The 19,224-nt window shown below is 67.9% G+C and carries 20 protein-coding genes; 11 read left to right on the forward strand and 9 right to left on the reverse strand.

What is annotated here, in order from left to right; translation table 11 throughout:
* Positions 1-365: 365 nt before the first annotated feature.
* Complete coding sequence (locus MPLG2_RS11170; protein ID WP_158680754.1) at positions 366-1,436, forward strand: IS110 family RNA-guided transposase; 1,071 nt, start codon at positions 366-368, stop codon at positions 1,434-1,436.
* Between the two features lie 66 nt (positions 1,437-1,502).
* Here MPLG2_RS11170 and MPLG2_RS11175 read toward each other — a convergent pair whose 3' ends face one another.
* Together MPLG2_RS11175 and MPLG2_RS11180 are read right to left on the reverse strand one after the other, a co-directional pair.
* Positions 1,503-2,015, reverse strand: coding sequence for a peptidylprolyl isomerase (locus MPLG2_RS11175; RefSeq protein WP_105186189.1), 513 nt, complete (start codon positions 2,013-2,015; stop codon positions 1,503-1,505).
* Positions 2,016-2,110: 95 nt separating this feature from the next.
* Positions 2,111-2,755 (reverse strand): LysE/ArgO family amino acid transporter, encoded by a 645-nt coding sequence (locus MPLG2_RS11180; RefSeq protein WP_105186190.1) that lies wholly within the window; start codon positions 2,753-2,755, stop codon positions 2,111-2,113.
* A gap of 72 nt (positions 2,756-2,827) precedes the next feature.
* On the opposite strand from MPLG2_RS11180, the gene MPLG2_RS11185 reads away from it, so the two are divergent.
* From MPLG2_RS11185 to MPLG2_RS11200, 4 genes are all read left to right on the forward strand, one after another.
* Entirely contained in the window at positions 2,828-3,721 is an 894-nt protein-coding gene (locus MPLG2_RS11185; RefSeq protein WP_173909622.1) for a LysR family transcriptional regulator ArgP, read from the forward strand.
* Between the two features lie 110 nt (positions 3,722-3,831).
* Positions 3,832-5,118 carry a sunset domain-containing protein gene (locus MPLG2_RS11190; protein WP_105186191.1) on the forward strand — a complete coding sequence of 429 codons (1,287 nt, stop codon included), beginning with the start codon at positions 3,832-3,834 and terminating at the stop codon, positions 5,116-5,118.
* Positions 5,119-5,445: 327 nt separating this feature from the next.
* Entirely contained in the window at positions 5,446-5,952 is a 507-nt protein-coding gene (locus tag MPLG2_RS11195; protein WP_105186192.1) for a hypothetical protein, read from the forward strand.
* A 10-nt stretch (positions 5,953-5,962) separates the two neighbouring features.
* The gene (locus tag MPLG2_RS11200) at positions 5,963-6,616 is read left to right on the forward strand and encodes a prepilin peptidase (RefSeq protein ID WP_105186193.1); all 654 of its coding nucleotides are present in this window, start codon (positions 5,963-5,965) and stop codon (positions 6,614-6,616) included.
* A gap of 8 nt (positions 6,617-6,624) precedes the next feature.
* Here MPLG2_RS11200 and trpD read toward each other — a convergent pair whose 3' ends face one another.
* From trpD to MPLG2_RS11215, 3 genes are read right to left on the reverse strand one after another with little or no spacing between them, the layout of a single operon-like run.
* Positions 6,625-7,674, reverse strand: coding sequence for an anthranilate phosphoribosyltransferase (gene trpD / locus MPLG2_RS11205; protein ID WP_105186194.1), 1,050 nt, complete (start codon positions 7,672-7,674; stop codon positions 6,625-6,627).
* A 2-nt stretch (positions 7,675-7,676) separates the two neighbouring features.
* Entirely contained in the window at positions 7,677-8,081 is a 405-nt protein-coding gene (locus MPLG2_RS11210) for a DNA-binding transcriptional response regulator (RefSeq protein ID WP_105186195.1), read from the reverse strand.
* On the reverse strand, positions 8,078-9,043 hold the full coding sequence (locus MPLG2_RS11215) for a cytochrome c oxidase assembly protein (RefSeq protein ID WP_231935634.1): 966 nt from the start codon (positions 9,041-9,043) through the stop codon (positions 8,078-8,080). Before MPLG2_RS11215 ends, MPLG2_RS11210 begins: the two co-directional genes overlap by 4 nt.
* A 125-nt stretch (positions 9,044-9,168) precedes the next feature.
* On the opposite strand from MPLG2_RS11215, the gene ctaE reads away from it, so the two are divergent.
* From ctaE to MPLG2_RS11240, 5 genes are all read left to right on the forward strand, one after another.
* The gene (gene ctaE / locus MPLG2_RS11220) at positions 9,169-9,873 is read left to right on the forward strand and encodes an aa3-type cytochrome oxidase subunit III (RefSeq protein WP_456299259.1); all 705 of its coding nucleotides are present in this window, start codon (positions 9,169-9,171) and stop codon (positions 9,871-9,873) included.
* Between the two features lie 26 nt (positions 9,874-9,899).
* Positions 9,900-10,700: a cytochrome bc1 complex diheme cytochrome c subunit gene (qcrC, locus tag MPLG2_RS11225; RefSeq protein WP_105186196.1), complete on the forward strand. Its 801-nt coding sequence runs from the start codon at positions 9,900-9,902 to the stop codon at positions 10,698-10,700.
* Positions 10,697-11,761, forward strand: a complete 1,065-nt coding sequence (qcrA, locus tag MPLG2_RS11230) for a cytochrome bc1 complex Rieske iron-sulfur subunit (RefSeq protein WP_105186197.1) — start codon at positions 10,697-10,699, stop codon at positions 11,759-11,761. Before qcrC ends, qcrA begins: the two co-directional genes overlap by 4 nt.
* A complete protein-coding gene (gene qcrB / locus MPLG2_RS11235) occupies positions 11,761-13,488 on the forward strand; it encodes a cytochrome bc1 complex cytochrome b subunit (protein ID WP_105186198.1) in 1,728 nt (575 codons plus the stop codon). The genes qcrA and qcrB overlap by 1 nt, the downstream gene beginning before the upstream one ends.
* A gap of 228 nt (positions 13,489-13,716) precedes the next feature.
* Positions 13,717-15,189 (forward strand): GuaB1 family IMP dehydrogenase-related protein, encoded by a 1,473-nt coding sequence (locus MPLG2_RS11240; protein ID WP_105186199.1) that lies wholly within the window; start codon positions 13,717-13,719, stop codon positions 15,187-15,189.
* Between the two features lie 4 nt (positions 15,190-15,193).
* Here MPLG2_RS11240 and MPLG2_RS18495 read toward each other — a convergent pair whose 3' ends face one another.
* Positions 15,194-15,616, reverse strand: coding sequence for a pyrroline-5-carboxylate reductase dimerization domain-containing protein (locus MPLG2_RS18495; protein WP_158681090.1), 423 nt, complete (start codon positions 15,614-15,616; stop codon positions 15,194-15,196).
* A 71-nt stretch (positions 15,617-15,687) separates the two neighbouring features.
* On the opposite strand from MPLG2_RS18495, the gene MPLG2_RS18500 reads away from it, so the two are divergent.
* Entirely contained in the window at positions 15,688-15,969 is a 282-nt protein-coding gene (locus tag MPLG2_RS18500; protein WP_158681092.1) for a hypothetical protein, read from the forward strand.
* A 191-nt stretch (positions 15,970-16,160) separates the two neighbouring features.
* Here the strand turns inward: MPLG2_RS18500 and MPLG2_RS11250 are convergent, their stop codons facing one another.
* Genes MPLG2_RS11250 through ctaC form a run of 3 tightly spaced genes read right to left on the reverse strand, consistent with a single transcriptional unit; the run spans position 16,161 to position 19,145 of the window.
* Positions 16,161-16,556: a cytochrome c oxidase subunit 4 gene (locus MPLG2_RS11250; RefSeq protein ID WP_105186201.1), complete on the reverse strand. Its 396-nt coding sequence runs from the start codon at positions 16,554-16,556 to the stop codon at positions 16,161-16,163.
* A 4-nt stretch (positions 16,557-16,560) separates the two neighbouring features.
* Complete coding sequence (gene ctaD / locus MPLG2_RS11255; protein WP_105186202.1) at positions 16,561-18,297, reverse strand: aa3-type cytochrome oxidase subunit I; 1,737 nt, start codon at positions 18,295-18,297, stop codon at positions 16,561-16,563.
* On the reverse strand, positions 18,294-19,145 hold the full coding sequence (gene ctaC, locus MPLG2_RS11260; protein ID WP_105187630.1) for an aa3-type cytochrome oxidase subunit II: 852 nt from the start codon (positions 19,143-19,145) through the stop codon (positions 18,294-18,296). Before ctaC ends, ctaD begins: the two co-directional genes overlap by 4 nt.
* Positions 19,146-19,224 lie beyond the last annotated feature (79 nt).

Raw genomic sequence — 19,224 nt, forward strand, 5'->3', positions numbered from 1 at the left:
GACGCCGGCCGAGCCTTCGCGACTCCCAACGCAGGGGGTCTCGACAAGCTGTGAGAGTTGGTGGTGGCTGGCCTGGGGCTAGCTGGCAGGGTGGTGGGACCGGTTGTTCGTGTGCGGGTCGTGACCCTTCGACAAGCTGACCGTCCGCAATTGTGCGGGGTGTCTTGGTCGAGATCTGTCCGGCTCGTGCACGGAGAACCGGCCGACCATCCCGGCCCACTCGTTGGCCTGATAGAAGCCCGTCCCACCGCTTTGGCGGGGTGACCGATCACAGTAACGCCACGGGTGACTCTTTCCCCGGGATGGCCGCGCCGGTTCGACCGGCTCGATGCCCAACATCCCGAAAACAGGAGGCTCAGACACCGATGGCCATCGTTGCAGATACCTACACCTATGTGGTGGGTGTGGACACCCACGCCGCCACTCATCATTACGCGATCGTGGAGACCCGTAGCGGCGGCCAGATCACCCACGGGAAGTTCCCCACCCATGCCGCGGGCTTGTTGCGGGCCGTGGATTGGATCAGCCGCCGCACCAGTGTTGACGACAACCCAGCTGTCGACCAGGTGCTGATCAGCATGGAAGGCACCGGCAGTTACGGCGCCCAGGCAGCCGAGCTGCTCGCCGCACGCGGTTACCGGGTCGTCGACGCACCCTCGCCGAAACGGGCTCGTGGCAGCGGCAAGAACGACCACATCGATGCCCTGGTCGCTGCCCGCGGCGCGTTACCCAAGGACAGCGAACGGCTCGCCGACCGACGCGCCGGCCATACCCGTGCCGCGCTGCAGATCCTGCTCACCGCCCGCGACAGCATGCGACGCGACCGGACCCGTTCCAAGAACCAGCTCACCGCGCTGCTACGCACCCACAACCTCGACATCGATGCCCGCAAGGGAATCAACAAGGTCCACATCAGCCTCATTGCGGGCTGGCGCAAGCGGCCCACCGACACCACCCTGGCCCGGATCGCCCGCACCGAAGCGCACCGCCTCGCCACCCGCATCCACACCCTGGACGCCGACCTCGACAGCAACGAGAAAGCCATCAACGCCCTCGTGCGTGAACTCGAACCAACCCTGCTCGACCTGCCCGGCCTCGGACCCATCAACGCCGCCATTGTGCTCGCCGTCTGGTCTCACCCCGGCCGCATCCATGACGAAGCCGGCTTCGCCAAGATCGGCGGCGTCTGCCCCCTGGAGATCTCCTCGGGCAACTCCAAGGATCATCGCCTCAACCGCACCGGCGACCGACAACTCAACTCAGCCCTGAACTCCATCGCGAACACCCGCATGCGACACGACGAAACCACCAAGGCCTACGTCAAGAAACGCAAACAGCAAGGCCAAACCAAACCCCGAATCCGACGCTGCCTCAAGCGCTACATCGCCCGCCAAATCTTCCGACACCTCAACACGACCACCCTTGACAAGACATAGAAGCGTCTCGACCAGCGGCTTGCGACGCAGCCGGCCAGTGATGAGCCGGCTCGCCCAGCGAAGGCCTCAGGCGACGGTGACCGACTCGATCACCACAGGCTCGACCGGCTTGTCGCCGTACCCGGTACGCACCTGGGCGATCTCGTCGACCACCTTGCGGCTGGCCTCATCGGTGACCTCACCGAAGATCGTGTGCCGGCGGTTGAGGTGCGGGGTGGGCACGACGGTGATGAAGAACTGCGAGCCGTTGGTGCCCGGGCCGGCGTTGGCCATGGCCAGCAGGTAGGGGCGGTTGAAGCTGAGTTCGGGGTGAAACTCGTCGCCGAACTGGTAGCCGGGTCCGCCGCGGCCGCTGCCCTCGGGGCAACCGCCCTGAATCATGAAGCCGTCGATGATGCGGTGAAACGTCAGGCCGTCGTAGAAGTGGCCGGTGGTGCGGGCACCCGACTTGGAGTCGATGTACTCCTTGGCGCCGGTCGCCAGGCCGACGAAGTTGTCGACGGTCTTGGGCGCCTGGTCGGCGAACAGGTCGATGACGATGTCACCGTGATTGGTGTGCAGGGTCGCGGTCTGCGCCACGGCGGATTCCTTTCGTTGCGGGCGCCGGACGGCCCGGACGGCCGCCGATTGGCTCGATTTCGGCACCCATCCTGGCACACGTGGCGCGCCACGGTTCAGTGCGAGAGCACCAGACTGAGGCCCAACGCCACCATCACCACGGCGATCACGCCGTCGAGCACCCGCCAGGCCCGAGGTGTCGACAGCCACGGCGAAAGAAACCGTGCCCCGAGCGCGAGGCCGAAGAACCACACGACGCTGGCCACCAGCGCACCGCCCGCGAACGCCCACCGCGCATCGCCGTGAGTGCTGGCCACCGAGCCGAGCAGAAACACGGTGTCGAGGTAGACGTGCGGGTTCAGCCAGGTGAGCGCCAGGCAGGTCAGCACCACGGGCATCGTCTGCGTGCGAACGGCCACCGCCACCGAGCCGGCCTGCGCAGGCGCCGGGGCGGCGTCCACCACCAGCACCTCGCCGGAGGGCCGCAGGGCCCGTCGGGCAGCCAGCACGCCGTAGCCGATCAGAAACGCGGCTCCGGCCCACTTCACGGCGCTCAGCAGCCAGGGCAGAGCCTGCAGTGCCAGGCCGACGCCCGAAACCCCCAGCACGATCAGCAAACCGTCGCTGACGGCACAGATCGCCGCCACCAGCAGCACGTGCTCGCGCCTGAGCCCCTGGCGCAGCACGAACAGGTTCTGGGCGCCGATGGCGATGATCAACGAGAAGCCGAGACCGAGCCCGGCGAGGGCGGAAAGAAGCACGTCTTCGACGCTAAAGCAGCGAGCACATTCAGTCCAGCTAAAGATTCTTCACTACCATTAGAGTTGCTTATCATGCGTGTACCGTTGGAGTTGGCTGAGACCCTTGCGGCGATCGTCGACGAGGGCACCCTCGATGCCGCCGCCGCTCGCCTGCACCTCACCCCCAGCGCCGTGAGCCAGCGCCTGAAGACGCTGGAGCGGCAGGTGGGCAGGGTGCTGCTCGAACGCACCAAGCCGGCGCGAGCAACCGCCGCGGGATTGGCCGTGGTGCGTTACGCGCGGCAACTGAGCCTGCTCGAACACGACGTGCTCGCCGAACTGGGCGACCCCGAGGCGGGCCGGGTGAGCGTGCCGTTGGCCGTGAACGCCGACTCGTTGGCCACGTGGTTTCTCGATCCGCTGGCCAGGTTGAGCCGAACCCGTCCGGTGGTGTTCGAGTTGCACCGCGACGACCAGGACTTCACCGCCGGCCTGCTCGAGTCGGGGGCGGTGATGGCGGCCGTCACCTCACGCGCCGACCCCGTGGCCGGGTGCCGCGTGGTGCCCCTGGGGGTCATGCGGTACGAGGCCGTCGCCACACCCGGGTTCGTGGCCGCCTGGCTGCCCGACGGACCGTTCGCACCTGCGCTGGAGCGTGCCCCGGTGGTCGACTTCGACCGGCGCGACGACCTGCAGACCGGGTGGCTGATCGCGATGGGCGCCTCGCCGACGGCTCCCCCGCGGCACTACGTGCCGTCGTCCAACGACTTCGCCAGGGCCGTCCGCCTGGGTCTGGGGTGGGGGCTGCTGCCCCGGTTTCAGTCGGCGGCCGCGGTGCAGCGCGGCGACCTGGTGCACCTCGGCGGGGCCCCGGCCGACGTGCCGCTGTACTGGCAGCAGTGGAACCTCGGCTCGCCACTGCTCGAGGCCATCGCGGCCGACATCGTCGACGAGGGCCGCCGCGTGCTGGCCGCGTCGACCGCGTGACCACACCCAGAACGGTAGGAATGGCTGACAAGCCTGTTCGCAGCCGATGCTCGGCGGGTACGTTGGGTGCACGCGGTATAGCCGCGATCATCCCAACCACTGGAGGAACAGTGAAGCGCAAGAAGCCGCTGAAGGCCGTCGAATCGACCGCCGAAACAGCCGCGAAATCAGGGCAGGCGCTCATCGACGAGGCGGTGCATCGCATCACCCCCTTGGTCGAGCAGGCCGGTGACTACGTCGATTCCGCCCGTAAGCAGGGGGCCGAGTTCGCCTCCGACGCCTACGACCGGGTGCAGCCGGTGCTCAAAGAGGCACGCAAGCGGGGCACCGACCTCGCCTCGGACGCCTACGAACGCCTCGAGCCGACCCTCAAAGACGCCTACGACCGGGTCGAGCCCACGTTCAAGGGTGCAGTCGCCATGGCCTCCGACGCCTACGAGCGGGTGCAGCCGGCCCTCAAAGAGGCCAAGAAGCGCGGGGCCAAGTTCGCCGCCGAGAGCCTCGACCGCGTGCAGCCTGCGCTTGACGACGCCCTCGACCAGGTGACGCCGGTGGTCGACGCCGCCGTGCAGAAAGTGCGGCCGGTGGTCGATGACACCCTGCAGAAGGTGGCGCCCACGGTTGATGTGGCGCGCGACCGGGTGCAGAACGACTTTCTGCCCTGGCTGGCCGCGGCGCTGTACAAGGCCGCCGACCTGGTGAAAGAAGAAGAGATCGTGCCGACTCCCAAGCGTCGCAGCGTGGGCAAGACGATCGGCCTGATCGCCCTGGCGGGCGCCGTGCTGGCCGGCGTCGTCTACGCCGTCCGACGCCTGATGGCACCGCAAGAGTCGGGGTGGGAGACCCACGAGCCGTCGCGGCCCTACGTCGCCGATCCGGTCGCCGACGTGGTCGACAAGGCCTCCGACGCCGCCGACAAGGCCAAAGACGCCGCGGCTGCCACGGTGGACGACCTGAAGGGCAAGGCCAAAGACGTGGCCGCCGACGCAAAGGCCGCCGCGGGCGACCTCGCCGACGCGGCCGGCGATGCCGCCGACAAGGCCAAAGACGCCGCCGGTGACGCCGCCGACGCAGCCAAGCACGCCGGCTCTGAAGCCCTCGACAAGGCCGAGGACGCGATCAAGGACGCCAAAGACGCCGCGGACGATGCCAAGAAGTCGGCCAAGAAGGCCGTCGACGATGCTAAGGGTGATGCCGCCCCTTTAGCTGAAAGCCCCTACGGCGAGGGATCGTACGTGGGGGCCGAACCGCCCGAGGGTTTCGACATCAAGGGCAACGAGCGGTCGATGAAGTACCACCTGCAGGGCTCGGGTGGCTACGAGCGCACGATCACCGACGTGTGGTTCGACAGCACCGAGGCAGCCGAACGGGCAGGTTTCGTACGAGCACAGCGGTGAGCTGAGCAACGGGGGTGGTCGCCGAGGCGACCACCCCCGTTTCGCGTCTTCGGGGCCGACGAGTGCGCGCGGGGTTGCTGATGATCGCTGGCCGAGCGTGCCCAGACCCGCTCTGACTCGACGACGCCGCTCCACTGCCGCCATCCGCGCACGTCCGCGCACGTCCGCGCAGGACGCCGCGGTGCGCGCTGGTGAGGCGTTTCGTCGGCTCAACGAGTGGTCGAGGCCACTGAACGCCGCAGTCGCCGGCACGGTCGTCGGCAAAGAATCTGAAGAAACTTCGGACGGCCACTCACAAAACACCCCTCGAAAAGTGCATTCAAGGGTATGAGAGCCGATCAGCCCGAACCGACCACTCTGCCCGTGCGCGCCGACGACGGCGACCCGATCGACGAACGGTGGGTGCCGGCCGCGCCCTTCCGTGCCCACGTGACGCACGTCATCGCCGAGGCCCGTGTGCCGTGGCCCGCCTTCGCCATCGCGGCCGACGTGCCCGTGACGGTGATTCAGACCCTGCTGTTCGGCCGCAACGCGCGGCCGTCGCGGCGGCTCGCCCCACGGGTGGCCACCAAGGTGTTCGCGGTGCGCGCGAGCGATCTGACAGAGCTTCGAACAGGCCACGTCGGTGCCGACCTGGCCGCGGGGCGGTTGCGCGCGGTGCTGAGATCGGGCGTGCCGCCCGAGCGGCTGGCCCGCTGGTGCGATCTGGCCCCCGACGAGTTGGCCAGGCTGGTCGAGGGTAGAACGGCAACCTGTTCTCGGCTCACTGAAGCCCTGGCCATGGCGGCCGAACGCATGCAGTTCGCACCGGCACTCGGCCGGCACGCGGCCTAGGCTTCGACGCATGACCTGGCAGTGGGCGATGCCGATCGCCGTGGCGATCGCGCTCGGCCTGGCCACGCCCCGACTACTGCGGGCGCTGCCGCCGCCTTTCGACGAGCCGGAGGCGCGGCCGTACGACGCCCTTGCCACCAGGGGTTTCGCTGCCGTCGCGCTCGTGTTGACGACGCTCGCCGGCACGCTGGTGCTGGCCGTCGTGGCGCCGCTGTCGTTCGCCTGGGCAGGGCTTGGCACGGTCGGGGTACTGGCCGCCATGATCGACGCCCGCACCGGCTACCTGCCGGCTGCCCTCATGCGCGCAGGGTGGGTGCTCACCGTGGCCGGCGCGGCGATCACCGCCGCGCTGCTGGCCGACTGGCAGGTTCTCGGACGAGCGGCCGCCGGGGCCGCAGCCACCACCGCGCTGTTCTGGCTCTTCCACCGCTTCGGCGGGGGTTTCGGCTTCGGTGACGTGCGGCTGGCCCCGATCGTGGGGGCAACCGCCGCAACCGCCGGCTGGCCCACGCTCTTCGACTCCCTGATTCTCGGTGGCCTGCTCGGGGTGGTGTGGGGGTTGGTCTGGCGCACCCGCGGGCACACCGAGGCTTTTCCGTACGGTCCGGCGCTGGTGGCCGGCCCCTACCTGGCATTGCTGGGTACGGCGGCTCTGCCGAGTTGACCAGGTCCCTAGGCCGACTCGGCGGCCCGCGTGCTCGCCGCCACCCAGCGGCTCAAGGCGTCGGCTGCGGCCCCCGAGTCGATCGCACGCGCGGCCACCTGCAGCTGCTCGGCCAACTGCGCGGTGAGGTCGCCATCGAGATCCGGCCCGGCGAAGGCCAGCAGGGCGGCGGCGGCGTTCAGCAGCACGATGTCGCGCACCGGGCCCTTCACACCATCGAGTACGCCCCGCACGATCGACGCGTTGTGAGCGGCGTCGCCGCCCAGCAGGTCGTCACGCGCAGCCGGGGCCAGGCCCAGGTCGGCCGGGTTGAGGGTTGTCGGCTGTACCCGGTGATCGGCGATCAGCCAGACGTCCGAGGTGGTCGTTGTGGTGAGTTCGTCCAAACCGTCGTCACCGTGAAACACCAGGCCCCGGGTGCCCCGGGCGGCCAGCACGCCGGCCACGATCTGCGCCATCCGGGCGTTCGCGATGCCCACGGCCTGCGCGGCCGGACGGGCCGGGTTGGCCAAGGGGCCCAGAAAGTTGAACGGCGTCTGAATGCCCAGTTCACGCCGGGCGGTGCCGGCGTGCCGCAGGGACGGGTGGTACAGGGGTGCGAACAGAAAGACGATGCCCGCCTCGGCGAGCACGTCGGCCTGCCGCGCCGGCGGCACGTCGAGCGCCACCCCCAGAGCTTCGAGCACGTCCGCCGCCCCGCAGGCCGATGACGCGGCCCGGTTGCCGTGCTTGACCACCTTGACGCCGGCGCCGGCCGCCACGATCGCGGCCATGGTCGAGACGTTGACGGTGTTCGCCCGGTCGCCGCCCGACCCCACCACGTCGACCGCCTCGGTGGGCAGGCTGATCGGGGTGGCCCGGGCCAGCATGCCGCCGGCGAGCCCGGCGATCTCGTCGACGGTTTCACCCTTGGCGCGGAGCGCCACCAGAAAACCCGCCAACTGCACGGGGGTGGCGTTGCCGGCCAGAATCTCGTCCATCGCCCAACCGACGGTCTGCGCCGACAGGTCGTCGCCGGCGATCAGCCCGGTGAGCACATCGGGCCAGGTGTCGGCCACCCTCAGACCGCCTGGCTCAACCCGGCGCGCAGCACCTCGGCCACGGCGGTGGGCAGCCGCACGGGGTCGACCGGGTACATCACCGTGGCGTCGGCCCGCGACCAGGTGGCCAGCCAGGCGTCCGCCACTCGAATGATGAGCACCACGATCGGCGGGCAGTCGGCGATCTCGTCCTTGAGTTGCTTGGCGAGCCCCAGCCCACCCGACGGCGTGGCTTCGGCGTCAAGAATCAGCAGATCGAGCCCGCCGGCGTCGACCGCCGCCAGCACCGCCGCGTGCGTGGCGACGTCGTACACCTCGATCTCGGGCAGATCGGCGGCGACCCGCCGGCCGAGCGCCAGCCGCACCTGCTCACGCGTCGTCCGGTCGTCGGAATAGAGCAGGATCTTGGCAGTCTCGTCACTCATGCGCGTTCCTCGTCGGCGGGCGGTTCGTCAGCATGGTACCCCGCGGTTGCCGCCCGGGCGGCCAGTCGCTCCTCGCGGTCGAGTTGCCGGTCGATGCGGGCCGCCTCACGCTGCGAATTCTGAAACCACTGCACGAAGAACACAGACAAAATGATCAGCGAAATCACGTCGCCGGCCCCCCACATGATGCCGCCGGCGATGTTCTGGTCATCGAGCGGGCTGGGTGGCCAGGCCCGGTTGAACGCCAGGTACCAGTCTTCGGCGATCAGTTGCGGCGACCCCATGATGATCACGCCCAGAAAGGCGTGAAAGGGCATCGTGATGAAGATCAGGAAGATGCGCAGAAAGTGCGGCAGCCGGTTGGGCATCGGGTCGACGCCGATCAGCGGCCAGTAGTAGATGCAGCCCGTCACCACGAAGTGCACGTGCACCCAGGCGTGCACCCACGGGTTGGCGAGGCTCACCTCGTAGAGGTCGGTCATGTACAGCAGGTAGGGGTTGGCGATCATCAGTGCCGCCCCCAGTGGCGCGAAGGTGAGCACCCGCACCGGCCACGAGTGCAGCACCCGCATCACCCGGCGCCGGCCCAGGCCCCCCAGGTTGCGCAGCAGCAGGGTGATCGGGGCGCCCATCGCCATCATGATCGGGCCGACCATCGACAGCAGGATGTGCTGCACCATGTGCACGCTGAACAGCACCGTGTCGTAGGTGCCCAGCACGCTGAGCAGCGCCACCGCGATGGTGCCGGCGCCGCCGACGCACCAGGCCAGCGTGCGTCCGAGTGGCCAGTCGACGCCCCGGCGCCGCAGCCTCAGCACGCCCCAGAGGTAGAGGCCCACCATCAGCACCAGGGCGAAAACGGCCCAGGGCTCGAAGGTCCAGGCCGTGAGCAGCCTGTCGGCGGTCAGCGGGGGCGGTTGGTTACCCGGATCGGCATGCAGCGGCAGCAGCAGGGGAACCATGACTGCATTATCCCCCGGACTGCCCCGTGCCCGTGACCAGCGGTTGCCGTAAAAAGTCTGTGACAAGCAAGAATCGCACGGTCCCAGAGGGTGACCAATCGGCCCTGAGCAGTAATAATGGCCGGGTGACTCACTCTCACTCGAGCGCGGCAGCAGCCATACCGCACGGAGCCGTGCACCCCATCGCTCCGGCACGCCTGCACCCGGCCAAGGGTCGGCCAGACATGGTGGCCATCGGCACCTGGATCTGGCTGGCCTCAGACCTGATGTTCTTCGCGGCGCTGTTCGCGGCCTACTTCAACCTGCGTTCGATCACCAACGCCGCTGCGGCCCAGGCGGGCACCGAGTCGATGTGGCAGTGGGGCGTCGCCCACTTCAACATGCCTTTCGCCGTCACCAACACGCTCATCTTGATCCTGTCGTCGGTGACGTGCCAGATGGGCGTGTGGAAGGCCGAGCGTGGCCAGGTCGGCCGCACCGGCTCGCTGCTGCAGGTTGGTCAGTGGGGCCTGCGTGAGTGGTACATCCTCACCTTCATCATGGGCGCGATCTTCGTCGGGGGGCAGGCCACCGAGTACGCCACGCTGGCCAGCGAGGGCTTCACTCTCTCGACCAACGCCTACACGTCGGCCTTCTTTCTGGCCACCGGCTTTCACGGCCTGCACGTCACCGGCGGCCTGATCGCCTTTCTCTTCATGCTGGGTCGCACCTACATGACCCGTACCTTCACCCATGAGCAGGCCGTGCACGCGGTCGTCACCTCGTACTATTGGCACTTCGTCGACGCCGTCTGGATCATTCTGTTCAGCGTCATCTACATCTTGCGCTGACCGACCCGACCGAGGAGGACTTCCACGTGCGATTCCTGACCGCCAAGCGGCGCCACCGGGCTGCGCGGCCTGCCCTGCTGGTGCTGGCCCTGCTGCTGATGGGTGCGCTGTACGCTGCCGTCGCACCCGCTGCCAGGGTCTCGGCCGACACCGGCAACAGCCAACAGGTTGCCGAGGGCAAGGCGCTGTTTCAGGTGACCTGCTCGTCGTGCCACGGCATGAACGGTGAAGGCACCAGCCAGGGGCCGTCGCTGGTGGGCGTCGGGGCCGCGGCGGCCAACTTCCAGGTCAGCACTGGACGCATGCCGATGGCCAACCCGGGCGCCCAGGCGCCCCGCAAGCAGAACACCTACACCGACGAAGAGATCGCCGCGCTGGCGGCCTTCGTCGCCTCGCTGGGCCCCGGCCCGGCGATTCCGACCGAAGATCAGTACAGCGGCGAGGGACTGAGCCCCGACGAACTGGCCAAGGGCGGCGAACTTTTCCGCACCAACTGCTCCGCCTGCCACAACTTCGAGGGGGCCGGCGGCGCACTGCCCAACGGCAAGTACGCTCCGAGCCTGGTCGGGGTGAGCGGCCAGCGCATCTGGGAGGCCATGCGCACAGGCCCCCAGCAGATGCCGGTGTTCTCATCGGGCGCGCTGCCCGACGAAGACGTCCGCGCGATCGTGGGTTACCTCGACACGCTGCACGCGCAGCCGTCCAGCGGTATCGCGTTCGGCGGCCTCGGCCCGGTGGCCGAGGGTCTGTTCGCCTGGATCATCGGCATCGGCGGGATTTGCCTGATCGCCGTCTGGATCGCAGCCAAGGGGGCACGAGCGCGATGAGCATCGAAACCAGCAAGCCGGGCACCGACGTCGACCGCCACCCCGTACCCGACCCCGGCCTCGAAGAGCACGTCGAGCGCTACACAGACGTGGACCAGGCGGCCGGCGATCGGGCGTACCGCCAGGTCGTGATGATGCTGGCCGCCGTGCCGGTGCTCTGCATCGCGTTCGTGGTGATCTACTTCGCGGTGCCAAGCGACAGCTTCATCGATCTGTTCGGCATGCAGTGGAACGCCCTGAACAGCCTGCTGGGCCTCACCGGCGGGCTGGCCACGCTGCTGATCGGCCTGGCCTGCGTGCACTGGGCCAAAACGATCATGGGCGACGAAGAGATCGCCGAAGACCGGCACAGCGCAGCCTCAAGTACAGAAGACCGCGAGGTGTTCGCCCGCGAGTTCGCCAAGGGTGCTGAGCAGGCGGGGCTCGGACGCCGCAAGCTGATCGGCGGTGCCCTGGGTGGCGCGCTGGGCCTGATCGCGGTGCCCGCGGTGGTGCTGTTCGCCGACATGGGCCCGTGGCCCACGGCCGCGGTGCGTAAAGAGACCATCGAACGCACCATCTGGGCCGAGGGCATCAAGCTGGTCAACGACATTACGCAGCGGCCGTTGAAGGCGTCCGACATCGAGATCGGCCAGTTGGTCAACGCACAGCCAGCCAATTTGTGGGACTACCACGGCACGGAGTTTCAGGTCGAGAAGGCGAAGTCGTCGATCATCATCGTGCGCATGGATCCCGACCGCATCAAGATTCCCGAGTCCCGCCAGGACTGGCAGGTCGGCGGCATCCTTTGCTATTCGAAGATCTGCACCCACGTGGGCTGCCCGATCAGCCTATGGGAGCAGCAGACCCACCACCTGCTCTGCCCGTGTCACCAGTCCACCTTCGACCTGGGCAACTCCGGTGTCGTCGTGTTCGGGCCGGCCGCCCGCGCGCTGCCGCAGTTGCCGATCACGGTCGACGCGGACGGCTACCTCGTCGCGCGCAGCGACTTCACCGTTCCCGTCGGGCCGAGCTTCTTCGAGCGCGACTCGCAGCACGACTTCAAAGAGGGTGATCGGTGATGGCCAAACCAGCCGACGTTTCCGTCGACTCCCCGGCGCTCGACACCGAACGCCCGCCCGAGCAGCAGGGTCTGCCCGCCGGCGTCACCAACGCGGCCGTCTGGGCCGACGAGCGGCTCGGCCTCGCGTCGCTGCTGAAGAAGAACCTGCGCAAGGTCTTTCCCGACCACTGGTCGTTTCTGCTCGGCGAGATCGCCCTGTACTCGTTCATCATTCTGCTGCTGACCGGCGTGTTCCTCACCATCTGGTTCAAGCCGTCGATGGCCGAGATCGAATACCAGGGCACCTACCAGCTGATGCGCGGCCTGCCGATGTCCGAGGCGTTCGCGTCCACCCTGGCGCTGTCGTTCGACGTTCGCGGCGGCCTGCTGGTGCGGCAGATCCACCACTGGGCGGCGATGCTGTTCGTGGCGTCCATGACCGTGCACATGCTGCGCATCTTCTTCACCGGCGCGTTCCGCAAGCCTCGCGAGCTGAACTGGCTGATCGGCGTCGGGCTGTTCTCGCTGTCGCTCATCGAGGGCTTCGCCGGCTACTCGCTGCCCGACGACCTGCTGTCGGGCACCGGCCTGCGATTCGTGGACGGCCTGATCCGCTCGATTCCGCTGATCGGCACCTGGGCCGAGTTCTTCATCTTCAACGGTGAGTTCCCGGGCGACCTGGTGATCCCACGGCTCTACATGGTGCACATTCTGCTGGTTCCGGCCGTTCTGCTCGGCCTGATCGCCGCGCACCTCGCGCTGGTCGTCTATCACAAGCACACCCAGTACCCCGGTGCCGGCCGTAAAGACGGCAACGTGGTGGGCTACCCGCTGTTCCCGGTCTACATGGCCAAGGCGGGCGGCTTCTTCTTCGTGGTCTTCGGTGTGGCGATCCTGATGGGCGCCACCATGCAGATCAACCCGGTGTGGAACTTCGGCCCCTACAACCCCGCTCAGGTCACGGCAGGCTCACAGCCCGACTGGTACATGGGCTGGGTCGAGGGCGCGATCCGTATCATGCCCAACTGGGAGTGGCACCTGGGTTCGACCACCTGGTCGTGGAACGTGGTCCTGCCGGGAGTCGGTCTGATGACGGCGCTGTTCGTGCTGCTCGGCGCGTACCCGTTCATCGAGCGCTGGATCACGGGGGACACCGCCGAGCACCACGTGCTGGAGCGCCCACGCAACAACCCGACGCGCACCGCCATCGGCGTGGCCGGAATCACCTGCTACGGCATGTTCTGGCTCTCGGGCGGCAACGACATTCTGGCCACCCAGTTCAAGCTGTCGCTGAACGCCGTCACCGAGTTCATGCGCGTGGCGGTGTTCGTCGCGCCGGTGATCGCCTTCATCGTCACCAAGCGCATTTGCATCTCGCTGCAGCGGGCCGATGCCGAACGGGTGCTGCACGGCAGTGAGACCGGCATCATCGAGCGATCGCCCGACGGCGGCTACTCCGAGCCGCACCGTCCGATTTCGATCGACGAGAAGTTCACCCTCACCCAGCACGTCCAGGGCAAGGCGCTCGAGGCCACGCCCGACACCGACGGCCACGGGGTGGCCGAAAAGGGTGCAGGCGTCAGCAGCCTGCGCGCCCTGGCTTCACGCTGGTTCTACGCCGGTGTGATCGCGAAGCCGACCAAAGACGAGATCGCCGAAGCCGACCACCACGCCGACGGCCACGACGCCGACGGCCACGAGGTCAAAGCCGGCAAGTCCGAGTCGGCCGGTCAGATCAGCCACTGACCAGGAGTCACGCACGATGCCGCCGGAACTCTCCGGCGGCATCGTCTTTGTTGGGCCGACGCCTGTTGGCCGAGCTTGCCGCGAGTCCCGGCGCGAGTTGGGACGGTTCCCAACTCGCGCCACCCAGCGTCCCGGCGCGAGTTGGGGACGGTTCCCAACCCGCGCCACCGCGTCGCTGGACCAGCTGTCGCAGAGCCTTCGACCGTCCGCGCCGACCATTGAATCGGCATGCCGGCCCACTGCAGGTACGATCCCTGCGTGCGTTTTCTGAACCCGAAGCCCGGTTACGACCTCACCTACGACGACGTCTTCATGACCCCACGTCGTTCATCGGTGACGTCACGGCTCGATGTCGACCTGACCAGTACAGACGGCCTTGGCCTGCCGCTGCCCCTGGTGGTGGCCAACATGACGGCCATCTCGGGTCGTCGCATGGCCGAAACGGTCGCTCGGCGCGGTGGCGTGGCGATCATTCCCCAAGACCTGCCCACCGGCATCGTCGCCCAGACGATAGGCAAGGTGAAGGCCGCCCACACCGTGTTCGACACCCCCGTGCGGGTGTCGCCCACCACCACCGTCGGTGAGGCGCTCAGCCTGCTGCCCAAGCGCGCGCACGGCCTGGTCGTGGTGGTGGACGACGGCGCGCCCGTCGGGCTGCTCGGCCCCACCGAGGCCGCAGGCCTCGACCGGTTCGTGCAGGTGCACGAGGCGATGTCGACCGACCTGACCATCGTCGACGAGACCGCCACCCCCGCCGAGGTGTTCGAGTTGCTCAGCACCCGCCGGCACCGGGTGGCCCTGGCCGTCCAAGACGGCAAGCTGACCGGCCTGATGACCGTCAAAGGCGCCCTGCGCGCCACCCTGTACACGCCCGCCCTCGACGCCGACGGACGATTGCGCGTGGGTGCCGCGGTGGGCATCAGCAAAGACGTGGGACGACGGGCGTCCGACCTGGTCGACGCCGGTGCCGACGTACTCGTGATGGACACCGCCCACGGCCACCAGGAACGCATGCTGGAGGGCCTCGCAGTGGTACGCGCCATGTTGGACGCCCGCGGCAGCACGGTGCCCGTGGTGGCCGGCAACGTGGTCACCGCCGAGGGCACCGCAGACCTGATCGAGGCGGGCGCCGACGTGATCAAGGTCGGAGTCGGCCCTGGAGCGATGTGCACCACCCGCATGCAGACCGGCGTGGGCCGTCCGCAGTTCAGCTCGGTGCTCGAGTGCGCCGCCGAGGCGCGTGAGGCCGGCCGCGCGATCTGGGCGGACGGGGGCGTGCGGCACCCACGCGACGTGGCGCTGGCGCTGGCCGGAGGTGCCGGGGCGGTGATGATCGGCTCGTGGTTCGCCGGCACCCACGAGTCGGCCGGCGACCTGGTCACCGACCACGAGGGACGGCGCTACAAGGAATCATTCGGCATGGCCTCGGCCCGCGCCGTGCGAGCCCGCACCCAGCAGCAGTCGCCCTACGAACGTGCCCGGGCCTCGCTGTTCGAAGAGGGCATCTCGCACAGCCGCATGTACCTCGACCCCGAACGTCCTGGCGTCGAAGACCTGATCGACTTCATCGTGTCGGGCGTGCGGTCGTCATGCACGTACGCCGGTGCCCGTACGTTGGCTGAGTTCAGCGAGAACGCCGTCGTGGGCGTGCAGTCGGCGTCGGGCTTCAACGAGGGCCGTCCGCTGCACGTCAGTTGGTAGCCGGCTAGGCCTTGAGAAGCCGGTCGAGCTCGCGCGCGATGCTGTCGTAGACGCCGGCGGCGCGTACCCCTGCCAGCAGTCGTTCGTTCTGCCCGCCGGGTGTCGCGTGATGCCGGGCCAGTTCGTCGAACCCGGCCGGCTCGGCCAGGTCGGCGTTCACCCCGGTGAACACGGCCCCGACCAGGCGCCGTGGGTGCTCGGGCGGCAAGCCCTGAGCGGTCACCCAGTCGCTGATCGCGGTCAGGTAGGCGAAGTAGACGGCAACCGTGGCACTGGCCACCGACGTGGCGTCCAACACCTGCTCGCTGGCCACCGGCAGCGTCGACCCGAGCCTGTCGAACAGCTCATCGGCGGCGCCACCCGGCGGAAACACCGGCGTCAGACCGGCCCGGTTCGCCACGCTGACCGCCGGGATACCCCGCGACACCTCGGCCACCGGGCCGAGCAACCCACTGATCGCGGCAACGTCCGGGCTGGCATCACGCTGATCACTCGTCGGTGCGGCCGAAACGTGAGCGCGCCGAGCACGGCAGGGGCATCGGCGGCGCGCAGGGCCAGCAGCACGGTGTCGGCGGCGTCTACCGCGGCCTGGTTGTCGGACGCGACCCCACACGGCAAACCGTGCCGCGGCATGCGCGGCACCCCGGGTGGGCGGCGGCGAGGCGCGCCGCGCGGGCGGCGCCCCGTGGCGACAGCACGATGGCGGCCTTCGGGTCGACGCCACACAGGCCGGTGACGATGGCCTCGGCGATCTACCCGACGCCGATCACGGCGAGTTGAGCGGAAGGTTGCATAGGCGCCATTCTGTGCCACCGCCGAAACGTCGGCCGTACGTCTTGCCGTGGTTGGGCTGGGAGATCCCGGCGTCCGCCGGGATGACGTGCGAGTCTGCCGGGTGCGACCCGGCTCGACAAACGAGAAGGGCCCGCACCATGTGGTGCGGGCCTCGAAGCTCGATCAGCGCAATCGGATCAGTGCTGGTAATCGCCCCGGTAGAACTCGAACACCCAGCCGCTCAACGCCCAGATGCCCAGGCAGACGGCGAGAATGCTGATCCACCAGCCGAACACCGGGCCCAGCGCCAGCAGCTGCACGGTAACCGCCACCCAGAACGGCCAGATGCTCTTGGGCGGAAAGAAGCCGAGCGGGCCGGCACCCTCGATGATCTCGGCGTCTTTACGGTCTTCGAGCCGCTCGTCCATCTTGCGGGCGAGCACGAACAGGTACACCGCCACCATCGTGAACAGCAGCAGCGACATGGCCAGCGCCACGGTTCCGATGATCTCGTGCGACATGAACCAGTAGACGGGCGTCACGACCGTGAGGAAGATCGCGATCGCCGCGAACATCCAGCCTTCGACCTTCATGGCTTCACTCCCCCTTGGGGTTCTCGATGGACGACGGCTGCGACCCGTTGCTCGACGACCCGGTCAACAGCACGTCGAGCTCTTCGGTGCGATCGACACCATGAATCTCGGGATGGTGCAGGTCGAAGGCGGGCGACTCGGACCGAATTCGCGGCAGCTTGGTGAAGTTGTGCCGCGGCGGCGGGCTCGACGTGGCCCATTCCAGCGACCGGCCCCAGCCCCAGGGGTCGTCCACGTTGACCTTGGGTGTCTTGTGGGTGATCCAGAGGTTGTAGAAGAACGGCAGCATCGAGATGCCCAACAAGAACGCGCCCACGGTCGACACCTGGTTGAGGAACTGGAAGCCCTCGGACGGCAGGTAGTCGGCAATGCGCCGCTGCATGCCCTCGATGCCCAGCCAGTGCTGCACCAGGAAGGTGAGGTGGAAGCCGAAGAACAGGGTCCAGAAGTGAATCTTGCCCCAACGCTCGTTGAGCATCTTGCCGGTGATCTTGGGCCACCAGAAGTAGAAGCCCGCGAACATCGCGAACACCACGGTGCCGAACACCACGTAGTGGAAGTGCGCGACCACGAAGTAGGTGTCTGACACGTGGAAGTCGAGCGGTGGGCTGGCCAGAATGACGCCGGTCAGGCCACCGAACAAGAAGGTGGTGAGAAACCCGATCGCCCAGATCATGGGAGTTTCGAAGGTCAGCGAACCGCCCCACATGGTGCCGATCCAGTTGAAGAACTTCACCCCCGTGGGCACCGCGATCAAGAACGTCATGAACGAGAAGAACGGCAGGTTCACCGCGCCGGTGACGAACATGTGATGCGCCCACACGGCAACACTGAGGCCGCCGATGGTCATCGTTGCCGCCACAAGGCCGACGTAGCCGAACACCGGCTTTCGGCTGAACACCGGCAGCACCTCGGTGATGATGCCGAAGAAGGGCAGCGCGATGATGTAGACCTCGGGGTGACCGAAGAACCAGAACAGGTGCTGCCACAACACCGCGCCCCCGACACCGGGGTCGAGAACGTGGGTGCCGAGGCGACGGTCGGCCTCGAGCACCAGCAGTCCGGCCGCGAGCACCGGGAACACCAGCAGCACCAGCAGCGAGGTGACGAAGATGTTCCAGGTGAAGATCGGCAACCGGAACATGGTCAGGCCTGGCGCCCGCATGGTGATGATCGTGGTGACGAAGTTGACCGCCCCCAGAATGGTCGACAGGCCCATCACATAGAGGCCCATGATCCACAGGTCGCCGCCCACCCCGGGTGAGTTGATGGCGTCCGACAACGGCGCGTAGGCGAACCAGCCGAACGCGGCCGCGCCCTCGGGCGACAAGAAGCCCGAGCAGGCGGTGATCGAACCGAACAGGTACAGCCAGTAGCTGAACATGTTCAAGCGCGGGAAGGCCACGTCGGGGGCACCGATCTGCAGCGGCATGATCGCGTTCGCGAACGCCGTGAACATCGGCGTCGCGAACATCAGCAGCATGATCGTGCCGTGCATGGTGAAGAACTGGTTGAAGGTCTCGTAGTGCAGGAACTGCAGGCCGGGGTAGGCCAACTCGGCACGAATCGCCAGGGCGAGCAGGCCGCCGAAGCCGAAGAAGGCGAAGGCGGTGACGAAGTACAGGTTGGCGATCACCTTGTGGTCGGTGGTGGTCATCCAGCCCAGCACCTTGGTGCCCCAGCGGCTGCGCCGAATGCTACGGGCCTGCGACGAGCCGACGGTCACGCGTGCGACGCTCATGGGTGCTCCTCATCGGCAGGGGCGGACGGAACGGCGTTGGGCCAGGCGGGCGCCTTGATCTCGCCGGTTTGACCCTTGGCGGCCAGGCCCTTCAGGTAGGCGTTGTACTCGTCGACGCTCACCACGTGCACGTTGAACAACATCGCCGAGTGGTAGGTGCCGCACAACTCGGCGCACTTGGCCAGGAAGACACCGGTGCGGTTGGGCGTCACGTCGAAGCTGTTGGGGTGGCCGGGAATCACGTCCTGCTTGAAGTAGAACTCGGGAATCCAGAACGAGTGGATGACGTCGGCCGAGGTGAGGTTGAACCGCACCGACTCGTTGACGGGCAGGTACAGGTCGGGGATCTTCTCGATCGTGCCGCCCTCGTGCACCACCGCACCGACCGCGGAGTTCTGTTGCTCCATGTAGTTGAAGGTCCACGACCACTTCTGGCCCAGCACGTTGACGGTGTGCTGCGGCTGGGCGCTCTTGGCGAGCACCGCGTCCTGGCTGCGCACGGTGAAGAAGAACAGCACGCCGATGATGAGGAACGGCACCAGCGTGTACATGATTTCGAGCGGCAGGTTGTAGCGCGTCTGCCGGGGCACCTCGGTGTTGTTCTTGCGGCGGTAGCGGAACATCACCCAGAGGATCAGGCCCCAGACGAATACACCGATGACCAGTGAGGCGATCCATGCGCCGTTCCACAGGTCGCCGATCCACGGTGCCTGCTGGCTCGCCGCCACCGGCATGCCCCATCGGCCCCACTGGGCCAGCGTGTCTTGGCTGCACCCCGTCAAGGCCGGCACGACGAGAACGCCGGCGCCGAGCGCCAGCCCTCGCCGTAGGTGTGTGCGGTTCTTCACCACGGACTGTCCGCCTTCCCACACCGGAGGCCAACCGCTTACCACAGGGCAGATCGGCAGGCGTCCGAGTCGTCAGATT

The sequence above is a fragment of the Micropruina glycogenica genome (genome assembly GCF_900289045.1).
GTDB lineage: Bacteria > Actinomycetota > Actinomycetes > Propionibacteriales > Propionibacteriaceae > Micropruina > Micropruina glycogenica.

Bases quoted from the DNA above. Each gene is read 5' to 3' on its own strand.
- MPLG2_RS11210 (WP_105186195.1), bottom strand. From the start codon at position 8,081: ATGAGTGACGAGACTGCCAAGATCCTGCTCTATTCCGACGACCGGACG.
- MPLG2_RS11200 (WP_105186193.1), top strand. From the start codon at position 5,963: ATGACCTGGCAGTGGGCGATGCCGATCGCCGTGGCGATCGCGCTCGGC.
- MPLG2_RS11250 (WP_105186201.1), bottom strand. From the start codon at position 16,556: ATGAAGGTCGAAGGCTGGATGTTCGCGGCGATCGCGATCTTCCTCACG.
- MPLG2_RS11195 (WP_105186192.1), top strand. From the start codon at position 5,446: ATGAGAGCCGATCAGCCCGAACCGACCACTCTGCCCGTGCGCGCCGAC.
- qcrB (WP_105186198.1), top strand. From the start codon at position 11,761: ATGGCCAAACCAGCCGACGTTTCCGTCGACTCCCCGGCGCTCGACACC.
- MPLG2_RS11170 (WP_158680754.1), top strand. From the start codon at position 366: ATGGCCATCGTTGCAGATACCTACACCTATGTGGTGGGTGTGGACACC.
- MPLG2_RS11185 (WP_173909622.1), top strand. From the start codon at position 2,828: ATGCGTGTACCGTTGGAGTTGGCTGAGACCCTTGCGGCGATCGTCGAC.
- MPLG2_RS11240 (WP_105186199.1), top strand. From the start codon at position 13,717: ATGCCGGCCCACTGCAGGTACGATCCCTGCGTGCGTTTTCTGAACCCG.
- MPLG2_RS11215 (WP_231935634.1), bottom strand. From the start codon at position 9,043: ATGGTTCCCCTGCTGCTGCCGCTGCATGCCGATCCGGGTAACCAACCG.
- qcrA (WP_105186197.1), top strand. From the start codon at position 10,697: ATGAGCATCGAAACCAGCAAGCCGGGCACCGACGTCGACCGCCACCCC.
- ctaD (WP_105186202.1), bottom strand. From the start codon at position 18,297: ATGAGCGTCGCACGCGTGACCGTCGGCTCGTCGCAGGCCCGTAGCATT.